The sequence below is a fragment of the Pseudomonas fluorescens genome, assembly GCF_000802965.1.
In the GTDB taxonomy this organism is placed as follows: Bacteria; Pseudomonadota; Gammaproteobacteria; order Pseudomonadales; family Pseudomonadaceae; genus Aquipseudomonas; species Aquipseudomonas fluorescens_A.
This window is the reverse complement of the sequence record NZ_JSAK01000022.1, coordinates 138,625-155,505: the sequence shown is the minus strand read 5'-3', so window position 1 is coordinate 155,505 and position 16,881 is coordinate 138,625. Positions and strand designations below refer to the sequence as shown.

Annotated in this window: 16 protein-coding genes and 1 pseudogene; 10 read left to right on the top strand and 7 right to left on the bottom strand. The window is 60.3% G+C overall.

Annotated features, from left to right (window positions below; all coding sequences use genetic code 11):
- Positions 1-83: 83 nt before the first annotated feature.
- Both NL64_RS19850 and NL64_RS19845 read left to right on the top strand, forming a co-directional pair.
- A complete protein-coding gene (locus tag NL64_RS19850; protein WP_034149764.1) occupies positions 84-1,049 on the top strand; it encodes a 2-oxoglutarate and iron-dependent oxygenase domain-containing protein in 966 nt (321 codons plus the stop codon).
- Positions 1,050-1,131: 82 nt separating this feature from the next.
- Positions 1,132-2,085 carry an adenosine deaminase gene (locus NL64_RS19845; protein ID WP_034149763.1) on the top strand — a complete coding sequence of 318 codons (954 nt, stop codon included), beginning with the start codon at positions 1,132-1,134 and terminating at the stop codon, positions 2,083-2,085.
- A gap of 132 nt (positions 2,086-2,217) precedes the next feature.
- Here the strand turns inward: NL64_RS19845 and NL64_RS19840 are convergent, their stop codons facing one another.
- Positions 2,218-2,952: an ArsR/SmtB family transcription factor gene (locus NL64_RS19840; RefSeq protein WP_034149762.1), complete on the bottom strand. Its 735-nt coding sequence runs from the start codon at positions 2,950-2,952 to the stop codon at positions 2,218-2,220.
- A gap of 313 nt (positions 2,953-3,265) precedes the next feature.
- Complete coding sequence (locus tag NL64_RS19835; RefSeq protein ID WP_034149761.1) at positions 3,266-4,195, bottom strand: LysR family transcriptional regulator; 930 nt, start codon at positions 4,193-4,195, stop codon at positions 3,266-3,268.
- A 117-nt stretch (positions 4,196-4,312) separates the two neighbouring features.
- Here NL64_RS19835 and NL64_RS19830 point away from each other — a divergent pair, with 117 nt between their 5' ends.
- The 3 genes from NL64_RS19830 to NL64_RS30385 all read left to right on the top strand — a co-directional run bounded on the left by NL64_RS19830 (position 4,313) and on the right by NL64_RS30385 (position 6,047).
- Positions 4,313-4,606, top strand: a complete 294-nt coding sequence (locus tag NL64_RS19830; protein WP_034149760.1) for a putative quinol monooxygenase — start codon at positions 4,313-4,315, stop codon at positions 4,604-4,606.
- 28 nt (positions 4,607-4,634) lie between these two features.
- Positions 4,635-5,648, top strand: coding sequence for a zinc-binding alcohol dehydrogenase family protein (locus tag NL64_RS19825; RefSeq protein ID WP_034149759.1), 1,014 nt, complete (start codon positions 4,635-4,637; stop codon positions 5,646-5,648).
- A gap of 228 nt (positions 5,649-5,876) precedes the next feature.
- Positions 5,877-6,047 carry a hypothetical protein gene (locus NL64_RS30385; RefSeq protein ID WP_172668693.1) on the top strand — a complete coding sequence of 57 codons (171 nt, stop codon included), beginning with the start codon at positions 5,877-5,879 and terminating at the stop codon, positions 6,045-6,047.
- 8 nt (positions 6,048-6,055) lie between these two features.
- Here NL64_RS30385 and NL64_RS19820 read toward each other — a convergent pair whose 3' ends face one another.
- Positions 6,056-7,252: a multidrug effflux MFS transporter gene (locus NL64_RS19820; protein WP_034149758.1), complete on the bottom strand. Its 1,197-nt coding sequence runs from the start codon at positions 7,250-7,252 to the stop codon at positions 6,056-6,058.
- A 93-nt stretch (positions 7,253-7,345) separates the two neighbouring features.
- Entirely contained in the window at positions 7,346-7,543 is a 198-nt protein-coding gene (locus NL64_RS19815; RefSeq protein WP_034149757.1) for a cation transporter, read from the bottom strand.
- A 161-nt stretch (positions 7,544-7,704) separates the two neighbouring features.
- Here NL64_RS19815 and NL64_RS19810 point away from each other — a divergent pair, with 161 nt between their 5' ends.
- The 3 genes from NL64_RS19810 to cueR all read left to right on the top strand — a co-directional run bounded on the left by NL64_RS19810 (position 7,705) and on the right by cueR (position 11,041).
- Positions 7,705-8,088, top strand: coding sequence for a hypothetical protein (locus tag NL64_RS19810; RefSeq protein ID WP_034149756.1), 384 nt, complete (start codon positions 7,705-7,707; stop codon positions 8,086-8,088).
- Positions 8,089-8,252: 164 nt separating this feature from the next.
- Positions 8,253-10,646, top strand: coding sequence for a heavy metal translocating P-type ATPase (locus NL64_RS19805; protein WP_034149755.1), 2,394 nt, complete (start codon positions 8,253-8,255; stop codon positions 10,644-10,646).
- Positions 10,643-11,041, top strand: a complete 399-nt coding sequence (gene cueR, locus NL64_RS19800) for a Cu(I)-responsive transcriptional regulator (RefSeq protein WP_034149754.1) — start codon at positions 10,643-10,645, stop codon at positions 11,039-11,041. The genes NL64_RS19805 and cueR overlap by 4 nt, the downstream gene beginning before the upstream one ends.
- A gap of 166 nt (positions 11,042-11,207) precedes the next feature.
- On the opposite strand, the gene NL64_RS19795 is transcribed toward cueR, so the two are convergent.
- Entirely contained in the window at positions 11,208-12,101 is an 894-nt protein-coding gene (locus NL64_RS19795) for a PA4780 family RIO1-like protein kinase (RefSeq protein WP_034149753.1), read from the bottom strand.
- 445 nt (positions 12,102-12,546) lie between these two features.
- On the opposite strand from NL64_RS19795, the pseudogene NL64_RS31205 reads away from it, so the two are divergent.
- Positions 12,547-13,635: pseudogene (locus NL64_RS31205) on the top strand (cache domain-containing protein); the annotation flags it as partial.
- Positions 13,636-13,725: 90 nt separating this feature from the next.
- Positions 13,726-14,493 carry a methyl-accepting chemotaxis protein gene (locus NL64_RS31200; RefSeq protein ID WP_371858212.1) on the top strand — a complete coding sequence of 256 codons (768 nt, stop codon included), beginning with the start codon at positions 13,726-13,728 and terminating at the stop codon, positions 14,491-14,493.
- Between the two features lie 119 nt (positions 14,494-14,612).
- On the opposite strand, the gene NL64_RS19785 is transcribed toward NL64_RS31200, so the two are convergent.
- Both NL64_RS19785 and NL64_RS19780 read right to left on the bottom strand, forming a co-directional pair.
- Positions 14,613-15,404: an AraC family transcriptional regulator gene (locus NL64_RS19785; protein ID WP_034149751.1), complete on the bottom strand. Its 792-nt coding sequence runs from the start codon at positions 15,402-15,404 to the stop codon at positions 14,613-14,615.
- Positions 15,405-15,590: 186 nt separating this feature from the next.
- Positions 15,591-16,868, bottom strand: a complete 1,278-nt coding sequence (locus NL64_RS19780) for an acetyl-CoA C-acetyltransferase (RefSeq protein ID WP_034149750.1) — start codon at positions 16,866-16,868, stop codon at positions 15,591-15,593.
- Between the last annotated feature and the right edge of the window lie 13 nt (positions 16,869-16,881).

Below are 16,881 nucleotides of genomic sequence, written 5' to 3'. Positions count from 1 at the left end.
CTTGATCTTCTAAAAACAAAGAGCAAAAGATCGCAGCCTGCGGCAGCTCCTACAGGGACTCTCAGCGTTTTCAAGGATTGTGTATGAACAGCCTTCCGATAATCGACATCTCCCCGCTCTACAGCGACGACCAAAACGCCTGGCCCGCCGTGGCAAAACAGATCGACCACGCCTGCCGCGAATGGGGCTTTTTCTACATCACCGGGCACCCGATTTCCGCCGCGCGTATCGACGCCGTGCTCGACAGTGCCAGACGCTTCTTCGCCCAGCCTGCCGCCGAGAAGCTGAAGATCGACATCACCCAGACCCGCCATCATCGCGGTTACGGGGCGATTGCCACCGAGCAACTCGACCCGAGCAAACCCAGCGACCTGAAAGAAACTTTCGACATGGGCCTGCACCTACCGGCCGAGCATCCCGAAGTGATGGCGGAAAAACCCTTGCGTGGCCCTAACCGCCATCCGACGCTACCAGGTTGGGAAGCGCTGATGGAGCAGCATTACGTCGACATGCAGGCACTCGCACAAACGCTGTTGCGGGCGATGACCCTGGCGCTGGGCATCGAGCGCGATTTTTTCGACTCACGCTTCAACGAGCCGGTCAGTGTGTTGCGCATGATTCATTACCCGCCGCGTCACACCGCCAGTTCCGCAGAGCAACAAGGTGCCGGTGCCCATACCGATTACGGCTGCATCACCCTGCTCTATCAGGATGCTGCCGGCGGTCTGCAAGTGCGCAACGTCAAAGGTGAATGGATCGATGCGCCGCCCATTGAGGGCACATTCGTGGTCAACCTCGGCGACATGATGGCGCGCTGGAGCAACGACCGTTATTTATCTACTCCGCACCGTGTGATCAGTCCGCTGGGCGTGGATCGCTATTCGATGCCGTTCTTCGCCGAACCGCACCCCGACACCCGCATCGAATGCCTGCCCGGCTGTCAGGATGAGTCGCACCCGGCGAAATATCCGACCACCACCTGCGCTGAATTCCTGCTCTCACGCTTCGCCGACACCTACGCCTATCGTCGGGAACAGGAAGCGGTGTGATGAACCTTCCGGTCAGGTTTTGCCAATTGTTTCTGCAAGCACCTGTAGAATGCCGGTCATCTGCACCTGATGAGAAAAGAATATGTACGATTGGCTGAACGCCCTGCCCAAGGCAGAACTGCACCTGCACCTGGAGGGCTCGCTTGAGCCTGAGCTACTGTTCGCCCTGGCTGAACGCAACAAGATCGCCCTGCCGTGGAGCGATGTCGAAACTCTGCGCAAGGCCTACGCCTTCAACAACCTGCAAGAGTTTCTCGACCTGTACTACCAGGGCGCCGACGTGTTGCGCACGTCCCAGGACTTCTACGACCTGACCTGGGCCTACCTGTTGCGCTGCAAGGCGCAGAACGTGATTCACACCGAACCGTTCTTCGATCCGCAGACCCACACCGACCGTGGTATCCCGTTTGAAGTGGTGCTCAACGGCATCGCCGCCGCGTTGAAGGACGGCGAGCAGCAGTTGGGCATCACCAGCGGTTTGATCCTGAGCTTCCTGCGTCACTTGAGCGAAGAACAAGCCGAGAAAACCCTCGACCAGGCGCTGCCGTTCCGTGATGCGTTCGTGGCCGTGGGCCTGGACAGTTCCGAGATGGGACACCCGCCGAGCAAGTTCCAGCGCGTATTCGATCGCGCCCGTGGCGAGGGTTTCCTGACCGTGGCCCACGCCGGTGAAGAAGGCCCGCCCGAGTACATCTGGGAAGCCCTCGACCTGCTGAAAATCCAGCGCATCGACCATGGCGTGCGCGCCATTGAAGACGAGCGTTTGATGCAGCGCATCATCGACGAGCAAATTCCGTTGACCGTGTGCCCGTTGTCGAACACCAAGCTCTGCGTGTTCGATCACATGTCCCAGCACAACATCCTCGACATGCTCGAGCGTGGCGTGAAAGTCACCGTGAACTCGGATGACCCGGCGTACTTCGGCGGCTATGTCACCGAGAACTTCCATGCCTTGTACACCGATCTGGGCATGACCCAGGATCAGGCCAAGCGTCTGGCGCAGAACAGCCTGGATGCGCGGTTGGTGAAACCGTAAGCATCCCGTATTCCCTGTAGGAGCTGGCTTGCCAGCGATAGCGGACTCACATTCAACATCCGTGTTGAATGTGATGGCCTCATCGCTGGCAAGCCAGCTCCTACAGGTTTTTTTTGTTCAGACGTCTGAGTTCTAGAACGCCACTTCCAGCTCGGTCTGCTGGGCAAAACGATGGATTTCGCGCTGCCCCGCGGCCGTCAGTTGCAAGGCCCGCGATTCATTCGGCAGGCTCATCCAGCCGGACTGCATGAACAACTGCAACAACGCCGCGCCCAATGACCCGCCCATGTGCGGGCGTCTTTCGCTCCAGTCTGGACAAGCACATGCGACCCGGCCGTTGCGGTGAGCCAGTGCCTGAATGTATACACCACGCGCAGCCAGTTCTGTCGCGCCCTTGAGTGTGATCGTCACCCGCTGGTCGAACTGTTCGATCCAGCCCGCATCCAGTAAACGCTGGTACAAATCGGCCGCCAGGGTACCTCCCAGATGGTCGTCGCAAAGCCGTGCGCGCAACAGTGATGAGCGAGTGGCCTGTGGTTTGGTGAGGGGTGAAGTACGCTTGAAAATGTCCGGGACTTCCCGGGGTGTACTGGCCAGCGTGGCGCTGGCCAGTGCTTCGATTGCAGCCCCGACTTCCGGGGCCGCCAGGCGGAAAAATCGCTTGCGGCCGCGGGTTTCGACTTTCAACAGACCTCCGGCGGACAAACGCCCCAGATGCGCACTGGCCGAAGACGGTGACAGCCCGGCCAACAATCCCAGCTCTTCGGTCTGTCGCGCCGAGCCGTCCATCAAGGCCCACATCATTGCGCTGCGCTTTGGGTCAGCCAGCAACGTGGCGATCTGGCTGATGCAAGGTGCATGTTCCATGTATTCACTCCCTGTTGAATCGTTTCGTCTACTGCTCAGAGACATCTTGACCAGAAATTTGTCGTCGGCCAAGACGCGGACACCGCCATAAACCGGGCAACGCTATCGCTCACAGGCGCCATCGCATGACGGATGTTGCAGCGGTCAGGCCTAGGGCCATGGACAAGGCCGACACGTGCGTGGCCTCGCCATTGCAGGCGACGGTGCGTACATGAGGCGAGCGCTAGTATAGGCGGGTTGACCGCCGGTTCCTGCCGTCCGCAACGCGTTGGTGGTGATAGTTCCTGAGGGAAATTTCGCTTTTTGCCTGCGACTAATCATCAATACCCGCCAATCCCGGAAAATGACTGCTCAACCCGGCACATCGACTGGCAAGTTTTTCCCGCAAAAGGTTCACCGGCTTACTCAATTGTGCGCGATGGGCGCACAACAGATTCAGCGGTGCGCGCTCACAAAGCAGTTCCGGCATCAGCACTTTCAAGCGACCGGCGAGCACATCCGCAGCAACATCGAGCCAAGACTTGTAGGCGATCCCGGCACCCGCGATCGCCCACAGTCGGACGACATCGGCATCGTCACTGAAACGATCACCACTGACCGTCAGGCTCACTTCGCGTTTGCCGTCGTGAAAGCTCCAATGATCGTGAACCCGGCTGCCGAGCATGAACAGCAAGCAATTGTGCTGCGCCAATTGCTCCAGGTGCCGAGGCTCGCCGTGTCGGGCGAGGTAACTCGGTGCGGCACAGAGCACGCGGCGATTCTGCGGGGCGATGGGCAGCGCCACCAGGCTCGAGTCTTCCGGTTCACCGTAGCGCAGGGCAATGTCCACCGGTTGCCGAAACAGATCGGCGATGCGGTCGCCCAATAGCAGGCGTACCGTGAGTTTCGGGTGCTCGCGCTGAAATTCGTCAAGCCAGGGCAACAGCAAGTTACGCCCGAAGTCCGACGGTGCCGACAACTGCAACACCCCGCTGACCTGATCCTGACCGCTGGCCAACAAGCGTCGGCCTTCATCGAGGTTGCTCAAGGCCGCCCGGGCATATTCGAGGAAGCCTTCACCTTCGGCAGTCAGGCGCAGGCTGCGGGTGGAACGGGCGAGCAATCGGGCGCCGAGTTGCTGCTCGATACGCTTCAACGCGGCGCTGGCCACTGCCGCCGACATGTCCATGCCGCGCGCGGCCGCCGAGAGACTGCCCAGGTCTGCCGCCCGAACAAACAACTGCAAGTCATCAAAACGCAGCATCTACAGCCTCGATTATCAAAAATTCATTGAAAGAGCCTGCTCTTTTAGCGGCTTTTATCTTCCGCAGAAATAGCCAATCATCTGGCCATCGAAATCATCCCGTTTCCGGAGTCGCCTATGTCCCAGCCATTCACCGCCATCGCCACCCTCATCGCCAAAGCCGGCCAGCAGGACGCCCTCGAACAACACCTGCGAGCACTGATCGAGCCGACCCGCGTCGAGGCCGGTTGCGGGCAGTACGACCTGCATCAGGACCTGGCCAATCCACTGGCGTTCTACATGATCGAACAGTGGAGCAGCGACGAAGCCCTGCAAGCCCACGATGCCAGCGCGCACGTTCAGAACTTCCGAGCCAAGGCTCCTGAGTTTCTTGAACACTTCGAACTCAAGCGCCTGCGCACTCTTGCCTGATTTCTTCCATTAATTCGCGGAGCCCTTCATGAAAGCTATTGCCTACTACGCCTCGCTGCCGATCAGCGACGAAAAATCCCTGCAAGACATCGAACTGCCAGAACCGGTCGCCGGGCCTCGTGACCTGTTGGTGGAGGTCAAAGCCATTTCGGTCAACCCGGTGGACACCAAGGTCCGCCAGAACGTCCAGCCCGAAGGTGGCGCAGCGAAAGTGCTGGGCTGGGATGTGGCGGGTGTGGTCAAAGCTGTGGGCAGTGAAGTGACCCTGTTCAAGGCCGGCGACAAGGTGTTCTATGCTGGCTCCATCGCCCGCGCCGGCGGCAATAGTGAACTGCACGTGGTGGATGAGCGGATCGTTGGCCACATGCCGAAAACGCTCGGTTTCGCCGAAGCCGCCGCCCTGCCCTTGACCGCCATCACGGCGTGGGAACTGCTCTTCGAACGCCTGCAAGTGCGCGAAGGCAAAACCGATGAAGGCCAGAGCCTGCTGATCGTCGGCGCGGCGGGTGGTGTGGGTTCGATCCTGACGCAACTGGCCAAACAACTGACCGGCCTGAACGTCATCGGCACTGCTTCACGCCCGCAAACCCAGAGCTGGGTGAAAGAACTCGGCGCCGATCAGGTGATCGATCACAGCCAACCGCTGAGCGAAGAGCTCAAGCGCGCCGGCCTCAATCACGTCACCCATGTCGCCAGCCTGACCCAGACCGATCATCACCTGGATCAACTGGTCGAGGCGTTGGCCCCCCAAGGCAAACTGGCCCTGATCGATGATCCGAAATCCCTCGACGTGACCAAACTCAAACGCAAGAGCCTGTCGCTGCACTGGGAGTTCATGTACACCCGCTCACTGTTCGAGACCCCGGACATGATCGAGCAGCACAAACTGCTTAACCGCGTGGCGCAACTGATCGATGCCGGGACGCTTAAGACCACCGTTGGCGAGCACTTTGGCACCATCAACGCGGCCAACCTGCGTCGCGCCCATGCACTGCTGGAAAGCGGAAAATCCAAGGGCAAGATCGTGCTGGAAGGTTTCTAGGATTTAAAGATCGCACGCAGCTGTAGGAGCTGCCGCAGGCTGCGATCTTTTGATTTTGATTTTTTAAGATCAAAAGATCGCAGCCTTCGGCAGCTCCTACAGAAGGCGCAATCCCATGACCGGTAAACCGTCAGTCCGAAGGTTGACCCTTGTCATAATTGCCATCCAATTCGGGTCTACAATCGAAACCTCTGCGGGACAATCTTTTACTTGAGGAGGTCGGCGGCAATGAAGATCCTGATAAAAGAATTGGCAAAATCCCAGTGGCAGGTCCGTCTGGACCAACACGCCGTTACCTTTCGCAGCGAAGCGGAAGCGCGCGCCTTCACCAATACCCTCGAAGCGCGATTGCACGCGCCCCATCAGTTTCCCGACCGCCAGCAGCGTGCCGCTGGCTGAGTCCGTCCTCAGACCTGGGCTTGCGCCAGTGCCCGGGCATTTTGCAAACGCCGGGTGAGCATCGCGGCGCACACCACCAGAATTCCACACAGGCTGATGACCATGGCCATCGGCATGGCGCTGCCGTCGTGCAAAATCCCCACCAGCGCGGCGGCACCGGCAGCGACACTGAATTGCAGGCAACCGAGCATCGCCGACGCACTGCCGGCCCGCGCGCCCTGACCGTTCATCGCGCAGGCCGAAGCGTTGGGAAGGATGCAACCCAGGCTGGCGATGCAGACAAACAACGGGATCAACAACGGCCACAGTTGTTCGGTGCGCAACGCACTGACGGCGAGCAAGGCCAGGCCGGCGCCCAGGTAAATCCACACCGTGCGCGTCAGCAGGAAGGCCGGACCACGCTTGGCCAACAGTCGCGCGTTGACCTGGGCCACCAGAATGAACCCCGCCGCATTGACGCCGAAGAACCAGCCAAAATGCTCGGCCGGGATGCCATAAAGTTTGATGATGACGAATGGCGACCCGGCAATGTAGGAAAACATCCCGGCGATGGCGATACCGCCGGTCAGCGCGTGACCGAGGTACACCGGATCCTTCAATAGACGTCCGTACTGATGCAGCGCACCGGACAAGGGTTGGCGTGGCAAATGGGCCGGCATGCTTTCCGGCAAGCCGAGCGCCACGGCCAGACCTGCCAAGGCACTGAAACCGGTCAGCGCCAGGAAGATCGACTGCCAACCGGTGGTGTTCACCAGCAAGCCGCCGAGCATCGGCGCAAGAATCGGCGCCAGCCCCATGACCAGCATCAACTGTGAAAAGACTTTCGCCGAACCCACCGCATCGCATTTGTCGCTGACCACCGCCCGCGAGATCACCATCCCTGCGCAACCGCCCAGCGCCTGGATGAAACGTGCACCGATCAGCCAGTCGAGGTTCGGCGCGTAGGCGCACAACAACGAGGCAGCGGTGAATAACCCGACACCGATCAACAAGGGTATGCGTCGACCAAAACGGTCCGCCACCGGGCCGTAGGCCAGTTGTCCGATGGACAAGCCGAGAAAATACGCCGCGAGTGTCAGCTGAACGTGTTGTTCATCGGTACCAAAGGCCAGCGCCATCGCCGGGAACGCCGGTAAATAGAAGTCGATCGCCAGCGGACCGAACGCGCTCAAGGCGCCAAGAATCAGGATTGTGCGGAAGTTCATCAGGCATCCAGTGGGACAGAAGTCAGCAGCCCGACAGTCTAGCCGCGCCCGGACGCCTTGAACATTAAGATAGCTCGCTAACTATTAAAAAGATCAGGCCAATTTGACGCCATAGCCTTCTTCGCTGATTGCCGCGATCACTTGATCAGCGGTCAACGCAGTCTCGACGCCGACTTCTTTCGAGGCCAGGTCGACGCGCACGCTGGCGGCCGAATCTTTGGCCTGAACGGCTTGCGTGATGGCCTTGACGCAGTGACCGCAGGACATGCCTTCAACATTGAACACTTGCATGGAATGACTCCTTTAATGAGGCTGTTTGATAAGGCTGCGTGCAGTGTCGAGCTTGCCACCATGGCAAGGTCAAGTTCTGAAGAGATCTGCCGGGCTGGCAATCGGCGTCGCGCTCGGCCAAGCTTCGTCCATCTATGACTCGATCTCAGGAGATTCAGCCCATGCGCTGGTCAGCTTTCAGCCTGTTTGGCTTCCTCAGCCTTTTCGCCGCCGCGCCATCGGTCAATGCCGCCGGGGAGGATTATGGCGTACTGGTCATTTCCCGCGAGCGGCTGGAAGTGTCGACCAGTTGCGAGATCGGCGTGTACATCCAGGATCAGCTGTCGGCGCGGTTGTTCCAGGAAGAAAGCACCTCTTTCAATCTGCCGCCGGGTATTGTATCGCTGCGACTGAAACTGTTGCCGGGCCAGGCTCCGGGTTGCAATCCGGGCATGCTGGCGCCGGGGTCGCAGAACATCACGCTCAAGGCCGGTGATGTGTTGAAGTTTCGGATTGCGATGACGCAGGAAGGAATGTATTTGAAGCCTGCAGCTTTGGGATATTGAGTCGCCTTTAAAAGGATCGCAGCCTTCGGCAGCTCCTACAGGGGTAGGTGAAAAATCTGTAGGAGCTGCCGCAGGCTGCGATCTTTTGCTTTTAAAAATGGCGCTTGACCTTGCCAGCATGGCAAGGTTGATCCTGTAGGCATCTTCTACAGGGAGCGTGACCCATGTCCGAATCCACCACCTTCGATCTGCCGATTGCCGGCATGACCTGCGCCAGTTGCGCCGGGCGTGTCGAGCGCGCCTTGAGCAAAGTCCTCGGTGCCAGTGCCGTCAGCGTCAACCTGGCCACCGAGCAAGCCCGGGTTCAAGCGCCTGTCGACAGCCTGCCGGCCTTGATGGAGGCGGTGAAAAAGGCCGGTTACAGCGTGCCGCAGCAAAGCCTGGAATTGAGCATTGACGGCATGACCTGCGCGTCCTGTGTCGGTCGCGTTGAACGGGCGCTGAACAAAATGCCGGGTGTGAAGAGCGTCAGCGTCAACCTGGCCAACGAACGGGCGCACCTGGAACTGCTCGGCCAAGTCGATCCGCAAATCCTGATCGGCGCCGTGACCAAGGCGGGCTACAGCGCCAGCGTCTGGGAAGCCGAACACCCCAAAACCGACCTCCAACAAACTCGCCTGCACCGCGAACGCTGGGCCTTGATTGCGGCCATCGCCCTCGCCTTGCCGTTGGTCCTGCCCATGCTGTTGCAACCGTTCGGCGTGCATTGGATGCTGCCGGCCTGGGCGCAATTCGCATTGGCTACGCCGGTGCAATTTATCTTCGGCGCGCGGTTTTATGTGGCGGCATGGAAAGCCGTGCGCGCCGGTGCAGGCAACATGGATTTGCTGGTCGCCCTGGGCACCAGCGCTGGTTATGGCTTGAGCCTCTACGAATGGGCGACCGCCGACGGGCGTATGCCGCATCTTTATTTTGAAGCGTCAGCGGTGGTAATCGCCCTGGTTTTGCTGGGCAAATACCTCGAAAGTCGCGCCAAACGACAAACCGCCAGCGCCATTCGCGCCCTCGAAGCACTGCGCCCTGAGCGGGCGATTCAGGTGATCGATGGCCGTGAGCAGGACGTCGCCATCAACGCCTTACGCCTCAACGACCTGGTGCTGGTCAAACCCGGAGAACGCTTCCCGGTGGACGGCGAAGTTGTCGAAGGCCAGAGCCATGCCGACGAAGCGCTGATCAGTGGCGAAAGCCTGCCGGTACCGAAACAACCGGGCGACAAGGTCACCGGCGGCGCGATCAACGGTGAAGGCCGGTTGCTCGTGCGCACTCTAGCCCTCGGTGCGGAAACCGTGCTGGCGCGGATCATTCGTCTGGTTGAGGACGCCCAAGCGGCAAAGGCACCGATCCAGAAACTGGTGGATAAAGTCAGCCAGATCTTCGTGCCGGTGGTTTTGCTGCTGGCCTTGGCGACCTTGATTGGCTGGTGGCTGTACGGCGCGCCAATCGAAACCGCGCTGATCAACGCTGTTGCGGTGTTGGTGATTGCCTGCCCTTGTGCACTGGGCCTGGCCACGCCGACCGCGATCATGGCCGGTACCGGGGTGGCGGCGCGTTACGGGATTCTGATCAAGGACGCCGAAGCGCTGGAGCGTGCACATGAAGTCAGCGCGGTGGTGTTCGACAAGACCGGCACCCTGACGTCGGGCGCACCGCGCATCGCCCATTTAAGCGCCATCGACGGAAATGAAGCCGGCCTGCTGCAAATGGCCGGCGCGCTGCAACGCGGCAGTGAACACCCGCTGGCCAAGGCTGTGTTGGACGCTTGCGTCGAACGCGGGTTGATCGTCGCCGATGTCACCGACAGCCAGTCCCTGACCGGACGCGGCATTGCCGGCAATCTCGACGGTCGGCGTCTGGCCCTGGGCAATCGTCGCTTGCTGGAGGAAAGCGGCTTGAATGCCGGCTCACTGGCAGAATCGGCCACCGCTTGGGAAAACGAAGGCCGGACCCTGTCCTGGTTGATCGTACAAAGCTCCGAGCCAATGGTGCTGGGGCTGTTCGCCTTCGGTGACACCCTCAAGCCCGGCGCGCTGCAAGCGGTGCAACAACTGAGCGCGCGCCACATCAGCAGCCATCTGCTGACCGGCGACAACAGAGGCAGCGCCAAAGTGGTTGCCGAAGCGCTCGGGATCAGCGACGTACACGCCGAAGTGTTGCCAGCGGACAAAGCCGCCACGGTCGTCGCGCTGAAAAAAACCGGCGTGGTGGCGATGGTCGGCGACGGCATCAACGACGCCCCGGCACTGGCCGCCGCCGACATCGGCATCGCCATGGGCGGCGGCACCGACGTGGCCATGCACGCCGCCGGGATTACCCTGATGCGCGGCGATCCGCGATTGGTGCCGGCGGCGCTGGAGATCAGCCGCAAGACCTACGCGAAGATCCGCCAGAACCTGTTCTGGGCCTTCGTCTATAACTTGATCGGCATTCCGTTGGCGGCGTTCGGCTTCCTCAACCCGGTGCTGGCGGGTGCGGCGATGGCGCTGTCGAGCGTCAGCGTGGTGAGCAATGCGTTACTGTTGAAAACCTGGAAACCCGAGGACCTGGAGGACAACCGATGAACATCGGCCAAGCAGCTAACCACAGCGGCCTGAGTGCGAAGATGATCCGTTATTACGAGTCCATCGGCTTGCTCAAGGCTGCCCATCGCACTGATAGCGGTTACCGGGTTTACGGCGACGATGACTTGCATACCCTGGCGTTTATCAAGCGCTCACGGGATTTGGGGTTTTCCCTGGAAGAGGTCGGCAAACTGCTGACCCTCTGGCAAGACCGCCAGCGTGCCAGTGCCGATGTGAAGGCATTGGCCCGTCAGCATATTGATGAGCTGAACCAGAAAATCCGGGAGCTGGGGCAACTGCGCGATACCTTGCAAGACCTGGTTGAGCATTGTCAGGGCGATCACCGGCCGGATTGTCCGATTCTCAAGAATCTTGAGTCGGGGTGCTGTACCTGAACGAACACCAGCTGTAGGAGCTGCCGCAGGCTCGGGCCGCGTTCGGACGATCTTTTGATTTTGGATATTAAGATCAAGATCAAAAGATCGCAGCCTGCGGCAGCTCCTACAGGGATTTGTGTTGCACATAAAAAACCCGGCCGAAGCCGGGTTTTTCTTTAGCCGATCACTGCATCCACGGCGGAGGCGGTTCTTCGGCCTTGCTTGGGGGGGCGTCGTCAGCGGCACGGACCGCTTGCTTGCGCTCTTCATCCAGGCGTGCGGCCTCGATCTCGCGCATGATGCCGCCCACGTCGGCCAACTCTTCCGGCTCGTCGAACTCACCGGTCAAGACACTGGCCGGGTGCAAGGTACCGGCCTCGTACAGGGCCCACATTTCCTTGGCGTAGCGGGTCTTTTTCAACTCCGGCGCAAACCGTCCGAAGTAGGACGCCATGTTGCCCACGTCCCGCTCCAGCATGCTGAACGCGTGGTTGTTGCCCGCCGCGTCCACCGCCTGCGGCAGGTCGATGATCACAGGACCAGTCGGCGTCAGCAGCACGTTGAACTCGGACAGGTCACCGTGCACCAGACCGGTACACAGCATCAGCACGATCTGCGAAATCAGGTACGCGTGATATTCGCGCGCCTGATCCGGCTCCAGCACCACGTCATTCAGACGCGGCGCGGCATCACCGTACTCGTCGGCCACCAGTTCCATGAGCAGCACGCCTTCGAGGAAGTCATACGGCTTGGGCACTCGCACACCGGCACTGGCCAGACGGAACAGCGCCGCCACTTCAGCGTTCTGCCAGGCGTCTTCGGTTTCCTTGCGGCCAAACTTGGAACCCTTGGCCATGGCCCGGGCTTGACGGCTGTTGCGTACCTTGCGGCCTTCCTGATACTCGGCCGCCTGGCGGAAACTGCGTTTATTCGCCTCCTTGTAGACCTTCGCGCAACGTAACTCGTTGCCGCAGCGCACCACATAAACAGCTGCTTCTTTACCACTCATGAGTGGGCGCAGCACCTCGTCGACCAGACCGTCCTCGATCAGGGGTTCAATGCGTTTTGGAGTCTTCATCAGCTTTTATTGTGGGTCCTTTATTACCAAACACGCGAAAGTCATTCGTTATACGGCAATCCACTCAATCGGGGGAGGGGGTGCCGACCTATGAACATTGCCGATGCACACAATGTGCCGTTTTCATCACGAAAACCTGCGGTCCATCACCGGCCGCTCTGGATCATAGCCGAGGCCGCAGCACTTGTAGTCTGCGGGCTGCAAGGGCATTTGTGACAGAAGCTGACATCCGGATTCATACCCTGCGCAGGATTTTTCACAACAGTCCTCAATTTCCTCCGACCGCCGCCGAAGTCCTAAGTGACAAACTGATTTGTCCGACAATCGTTCCGACAACAATAACGATGCCGTACTCACGGATCCGGGTTCACAAGAACGTTTACGGCTGCCAATAAACCGCGAGTCATCTGCACTGCGTGGGCCTACAAGAAAATCTGGAGCGCGGATGAACATCAAACAGAAGTTGACCTGGGCGTTTGCAATCATCGCCTGCTTGCCCGTGGTGCTGGTCGCCACCCTCGTTGTGCTGAACTTGCGCAGTGATGCCAAGGACGGATTCGTCGACAGCAGCGGTCGTGAAATCCGTCAGGTCAGCAATGCCATGCAACTGTTTTTCGACGGCATCAGCCAGAACGTCGAGTATCTGGCCAAGCAACCGCTGATCACCAACTCCGACGACAGCCTCAAGACCTACATGAGCGCCAACGCCGCGAGTGTTCCTCAGGGTGAGGCGGACAAGAAACTCTTCGGCTTCCTGCAGGACCTGGGCAACGCCCACCCGTCCTATGCCTACGCGATTCTGGGCACCGCCGCCGGCGGTTACGTGTCGTGGCCGGACGATGCCAAGCTGGCCAACTACGACCCGCGCCAGCGTCCGTGGTACAAGGCGGCCCAGGCCAAACCGGGCAAGCCGTTCCGTACCGAGGCCTATTACTGGGCCGAAAACGATACGTCCTACGTCAGCACCGTGCGCACCATCGACAATAAACTGGGCACCAACGGCGGCGTGGTCAGCATCGACGTGTCGCTCAAGCAGCTGACCGAACTGGTCAAACAGATCAAGCTCGGCGAAACCGGTTACCTGATGCTGCTGGAAAACAACGGCACCGTACTGGTCGACCCGAAACAACCGGAACACAACTTCAAGGCCCTGAGCAGCCTCGGTGAGGGTTATGCACAACTGGCCAAGGCCGGCAAAGGCCTGGTTGAAGTCGAACTCAACGGCGAACGCTACATGGCCAACGTCTGGCCATCGGAGCAGCTGGGCTGGACCTTCATCGGCCTGATCAAACAAAGCGACGTGATGAGCACGGCGACCCAACTGACCTGGTTGATCGCGATCATCGCGGCGGTACTGGCGGTGATCTTCGCCGTGGTCGGCGCCAGTTTCGCCAGCGTCATCGTGCGTCCGATCCGCAGCGTGGCCGATGGCCTCGAAGGCATTGCCCAGGGTGAAGGCGACCTGACGAAAAACCTGCAAATACGTGGCAGCGACGAAACCGCGCAACTGGCCAGCTGGTTCAACCAGTTCCTGACCGCGATTCGCAACCTGATCCAGAGCATTGGCGGTGCCGCGACGAAAATTCTCGCCACGTCCAAAAGCTCGACCCAAGTGTCCAGCGACATGGCCGAAGCCGCCGGTCGCCAGCGTGAGGCCGTGGACATGGTGTCCACCGCGTTCCATGAAATGGTCGCCACCGCCAATGAAGTAGCGCGCTCTTGCAGTCAGGCCGCCGAATCGGCCGACAGTGGTCAGCGCCAGGCGCGCGAAGGTCAGCAGCAGATCGACGCGGCGGTGAGCAGCGTCGATCGCCTGAGCCAGGAAATCGAACAGTCGGCGCAGTCGATGCAACAACTGGAGCGCGACAGCAATGACATTCAGTCGATCCTCGGCACCATTCGCTCGATCGCCGAGCAAACCAACCTGCTGGCACTGAACGCGGCCATTGAGGCAGCACGGGCCGGCGAACAAGGTCGGGGTTTTGCGGTGGTGGCGGACGAAGTGCGGGCGCTGGCCAAACGCACGGCCGACTCCACCGCGGAAATCGACGGCTTGCTGGGCAACCTCGCCAAGCGCACCAGCCAGGTCACTCAGCAGATGCATGCGAGCCTGGAAGTGTCGCAGCAATCGGTCACGCGCATTGGCGAAGCACGCAGCAGTTTCGGGCAGATTCGCGAGTCGGTGGACGTGATTCGCGACATGAACACCCAGATCGCCACGGCGGCTGAGCAGCAGCATCAAGTGGCTGAAGACATTAATCGGCACATCAGCCAGATCCATGGCGATGCGCAGTTGGTGGCCGAACTGGCGAACTCGGCGCGACTGGACTCGCAGAGTCTGGCGGGGTTGTCGAATGAGCTGGATGGGTTGGTTCGACGGTTCCGTACCTGACCGGCGGACCGCTGCGCGGTCAATCGCTGGCAAGCCAGCTCCCACAGGTTATGCGTCGAGCCGAAATCATGCGGCACGCATCATTCTCTGTGGGAGCTGGCTTGCCAGCGATGGAGCCCTCACTGCCGAAACAACTCCCCCGGGGTAAACCCGAACAGACTTTTGAACGCCGCAATAAACGCCGACGTCGAGTCATACCCACACGCCAGCGCGGCATTGGTCACGCTGTCGCCCTCCTCCAGCAAACTCAACGACGACAGCAACCGCGCACGTTGCCGCCAGCCCCGGAAGCTCAACCCGGTTTCACGCTGGAACAGGCGCATCAGGGTTTTTTCCGAGGTCCCCAGTCGCTCTGCCCACTCTTGCAACGTCACGTTGCGATCGGGATTTCCAATCAGCTCGTTGCATAGCCCCAGCAACCGTACGTGGCGGGGTAACGGCAGGGAAAAACCGACTTCCGGCAACCCGGCCAGTTGATCCAGCAACACGCTCACCAGCCGCGCTTCCTGGCTGTCGCCCTGCGGATACTCCACCGGCAGCAAACAGAAACTCTTGATCAGCTCCCGCGCCAACGGTGTCACTTCCAGCACCCGGCAACGTCCGTCCGCCCACTGGCAATCCTCGCGTCGCACGTACAGGCTGCGCATCTCGGCGCGCATCGACGTCACCACTTGATGTTCAAGATCCGCTGGAATCCAGATGCCCCACTGCGGCGGCGCAAAGAAACTGCCTTCAGCGGTGTGCACACCGAGAACGCCGCTGATGGCATAGGAAAACTGCACCCAGTCGTGGCGATGGGACGGGGTCCAGGAACCCGCGTTGAGACTCTCCACCCGCGCATACAGCGGACGCGGCAGCACGGTGATGGGAGGAATGCTTCGCTCGAGGGAGACTTGTCCGCTAGTCGACATTGATTGGCCTTATGTTGCGAGACGGCTGATGGGGCCGACGTTAGGCCATGCCGAAGGTCTATTCAACACCGGTGATACCTGTGTGGCTTGCCAGCGATAGCGGTGTGTCAGGCAACAGAGATGTCGAATGTGCAATCCCCATCGCTGGCAAGCCAGCTCCCACAGGACGCCATTCCACATCAGAAATCAGCGCTCGATGATGGCGGTCACGCCCTGCCCTCCCGCCGCACAGATCGAGATCAACCCCCGCCCTGTCCCCGCCGCATCCAGCAACTTCGCCAGGTTGGCGACGATGCGCCCACCCGTGGCGGCAAACGGGTGCCCCGCTGCAAGTGAACTGCCTTTAACGTTGAGCCGGCTGCGATCGATGGAGCCCAACGGTGCATCGAGGCCGAGACGGGTTTTGCAGTACTCCGCGTCTTCCCAGGCCTTCAACGTGCAAAGCACTTGCGCAGCGAAGGCTTCGTGAATTTCGTAGTAATCGAAGTCCTGCAGCGTCAGGCCGTTGCGTGCCAGCAAACGCGGTACCGCGTACACCGGGGCCATCAGCAGCCCTTCGGCGCCATTGACGAAATCAACCGCCGCCGCCTCGCCATCGCGCAGGTAAGCGAGAATCGGCAAGCCGCGTTCCCGTGCCCACGCTTCACTGCCCAACAGCACCAGCGACGCACCATCGGTCAACGGTGTGGAGTTGCCCGCCGTCAGGGTGCCCTTGGCACTTTTTTCATAGGCCGGTTTAAGTGCAGCAAGTTTTTCCAGCGTCGAGTCCGGTCGCAGATTGTTGTCGCGGGTAAGGCCGAGAAACGGCGTCATCAAATCGTTGTGCCAACCTTCGGCATAGGACGCGGCCAGTTTTTGATGACTCTCCAGTGCCAGTTGGTCCTGTTCTTCGCGGGGGATGTTCCAGGTCTGCGCCATCAGTTCGCAATGTTGTCCCATGGACAAACCGGTGCGCGGTTCGCCGTTGCGCGGAAACTCCGGGATCAAATGCCGGGGCCGTAATTGCAGGAAAGTTTTCAGTTTGTCGCCGGAGCTCTTGGCGCGATTGGCTTGCAGCAAAATCTTGCGTAGCCCTTCACTGACGCTGATTGGCGCATCGGAGGTGGTGTCGACGCCACCGGCAATGCCGCACTCGATCTGGCCGAGGGCAATCTTGTTCGCCACCAGCAATGCTGCTTCCAGCCCAGTGCCACAGGCCTGCTGGATGTCATAGGCCGGAGTGGCCGGCGACAGCCGCGAACCGAGCACGCACTCGCGCGTCAAGTTCATGTCCCGCGACAGCTTGAGCACCGCCCCCGCGACCACTTCGCCGATGCGCAAGCCGTGCAGGTTGTAGCGTTCGATCAACCCTTCGAGCGCGGCGGTGAGCATGACCTGATTACTGGCGGTGGCGTACGGCCCGTTGGAACGGGCGAAGGGAATCCGGTTACCGCCGATGATCGCGACGCGGCGCAGTTGAGTCATGAAAAGCTCCTAT

Coding starts and splice junctions, on each gene's coding strand:
- NL64_RS19810 (WP_034149756.1), top strand. CDS start 7,705: ATGCGCTGGTCAGCTTTCAGCCTGTTTGGCTTCCTCAGCCTTTTCGCC.
- NL64_RS19835 (WP_034149761.1), bottom strand. CDS start 4,195: ATGCTGCGTTTTGATGACTTGCAGTTGTTTGTTCGGGCGGCAGACCTG.
- NL64_RS19815 (WP_034149757.1), bottom strand. CDS start 7,543: ATGCAAGTGTTCAATGTTGAAGGCATGTCCTGCGGTCACTGCGTCAAG.
- NL64_RS19840 (WP_034149762.1), bottom strand. CDS start 2,952: ATGGAACATGCACCTTGCATCAGCCAGATCGCCACGTTGCTGGCTGAC.
- NL64_RS19820 (WP_034149758.1), bottom strand. CDS start 7,252: ATGAACTTCCGCACAATCCTGATTCTTGGCGCCTTGAGCGCGTTCGGT.
- NL64_RS19795 (WP_034149753.1), bottom strand. CDS start 12,101: ATGAAGACTCCAAAACGCATTGAACCCCTGATCGAGGACGGTCTGGTC.
- NL64_RS19780 (WP_034149750.1), bottom strand. CDS start 16,868: ATGACTCAACTGCGCCGCGTCGCGATCATCGGCGGTAACCGGATTCCC.
- NL64_RS19845 (WP_034149763.1), top strand. CDS start 1,132: ATGTACGATTGGCTGAACGCCCTGCCCAAGGCAGAACTGCACCTGCAC.
- NL64_RS30385 (WP_172668693.1), top strand. CDS start 5,877: ATGAAGATCCTGATAAAAGAATTGGCAAAATCCCAGTGGCAGGTCCGT.
- NL64_RS19825 (WP_034149759.1), top strand. CDS start 4,635: ATGAAAGCTATTGCCTACTACGCCTCGCTGCCGATCAGCGACGAAAAA.
- NL64_RS19785 (WP_034149751.1), bottom strand. CDS start 15,404: ATGTCGACTAGCGGACAAGTCTCCCTCGAGCGAAGCATTCCTCCCATC.
- NL64_RS31200 (WP_371858212.1), top strand. CDS start 13,726: ATGGCCGAAGCCGCCGGTCGCCAGCGTGAGGCCGTGGACATGGTGTCC.
- NL64_RS19805 (WP_034149755.1), top strand. CDS start 8,253: ATGTCCGAATCCACCACCTTCGATCTGCCGATTGCCGGCATGACCTGC.
- cueR (WP_034149754.1), top strand. CDS start 10,643: ATGAACATCGGCCAAGCAGCTAACCACAGCGGCCTGAGTGCGAAGATG.
- NL64_RS19830 (WP_034149760.1), top strand. CDS start 4,313: ATGTCCCAGCCATTCACCGCCATCGCCACCCTCATCGCCAAAGCCGGC.
- NL64_RS19850 (WP_034149764.1), top strand. CDS start 84: ATGAACAGCCTTCCGATAATCGACATCTCCCCGCTCTACAGCGACGAC.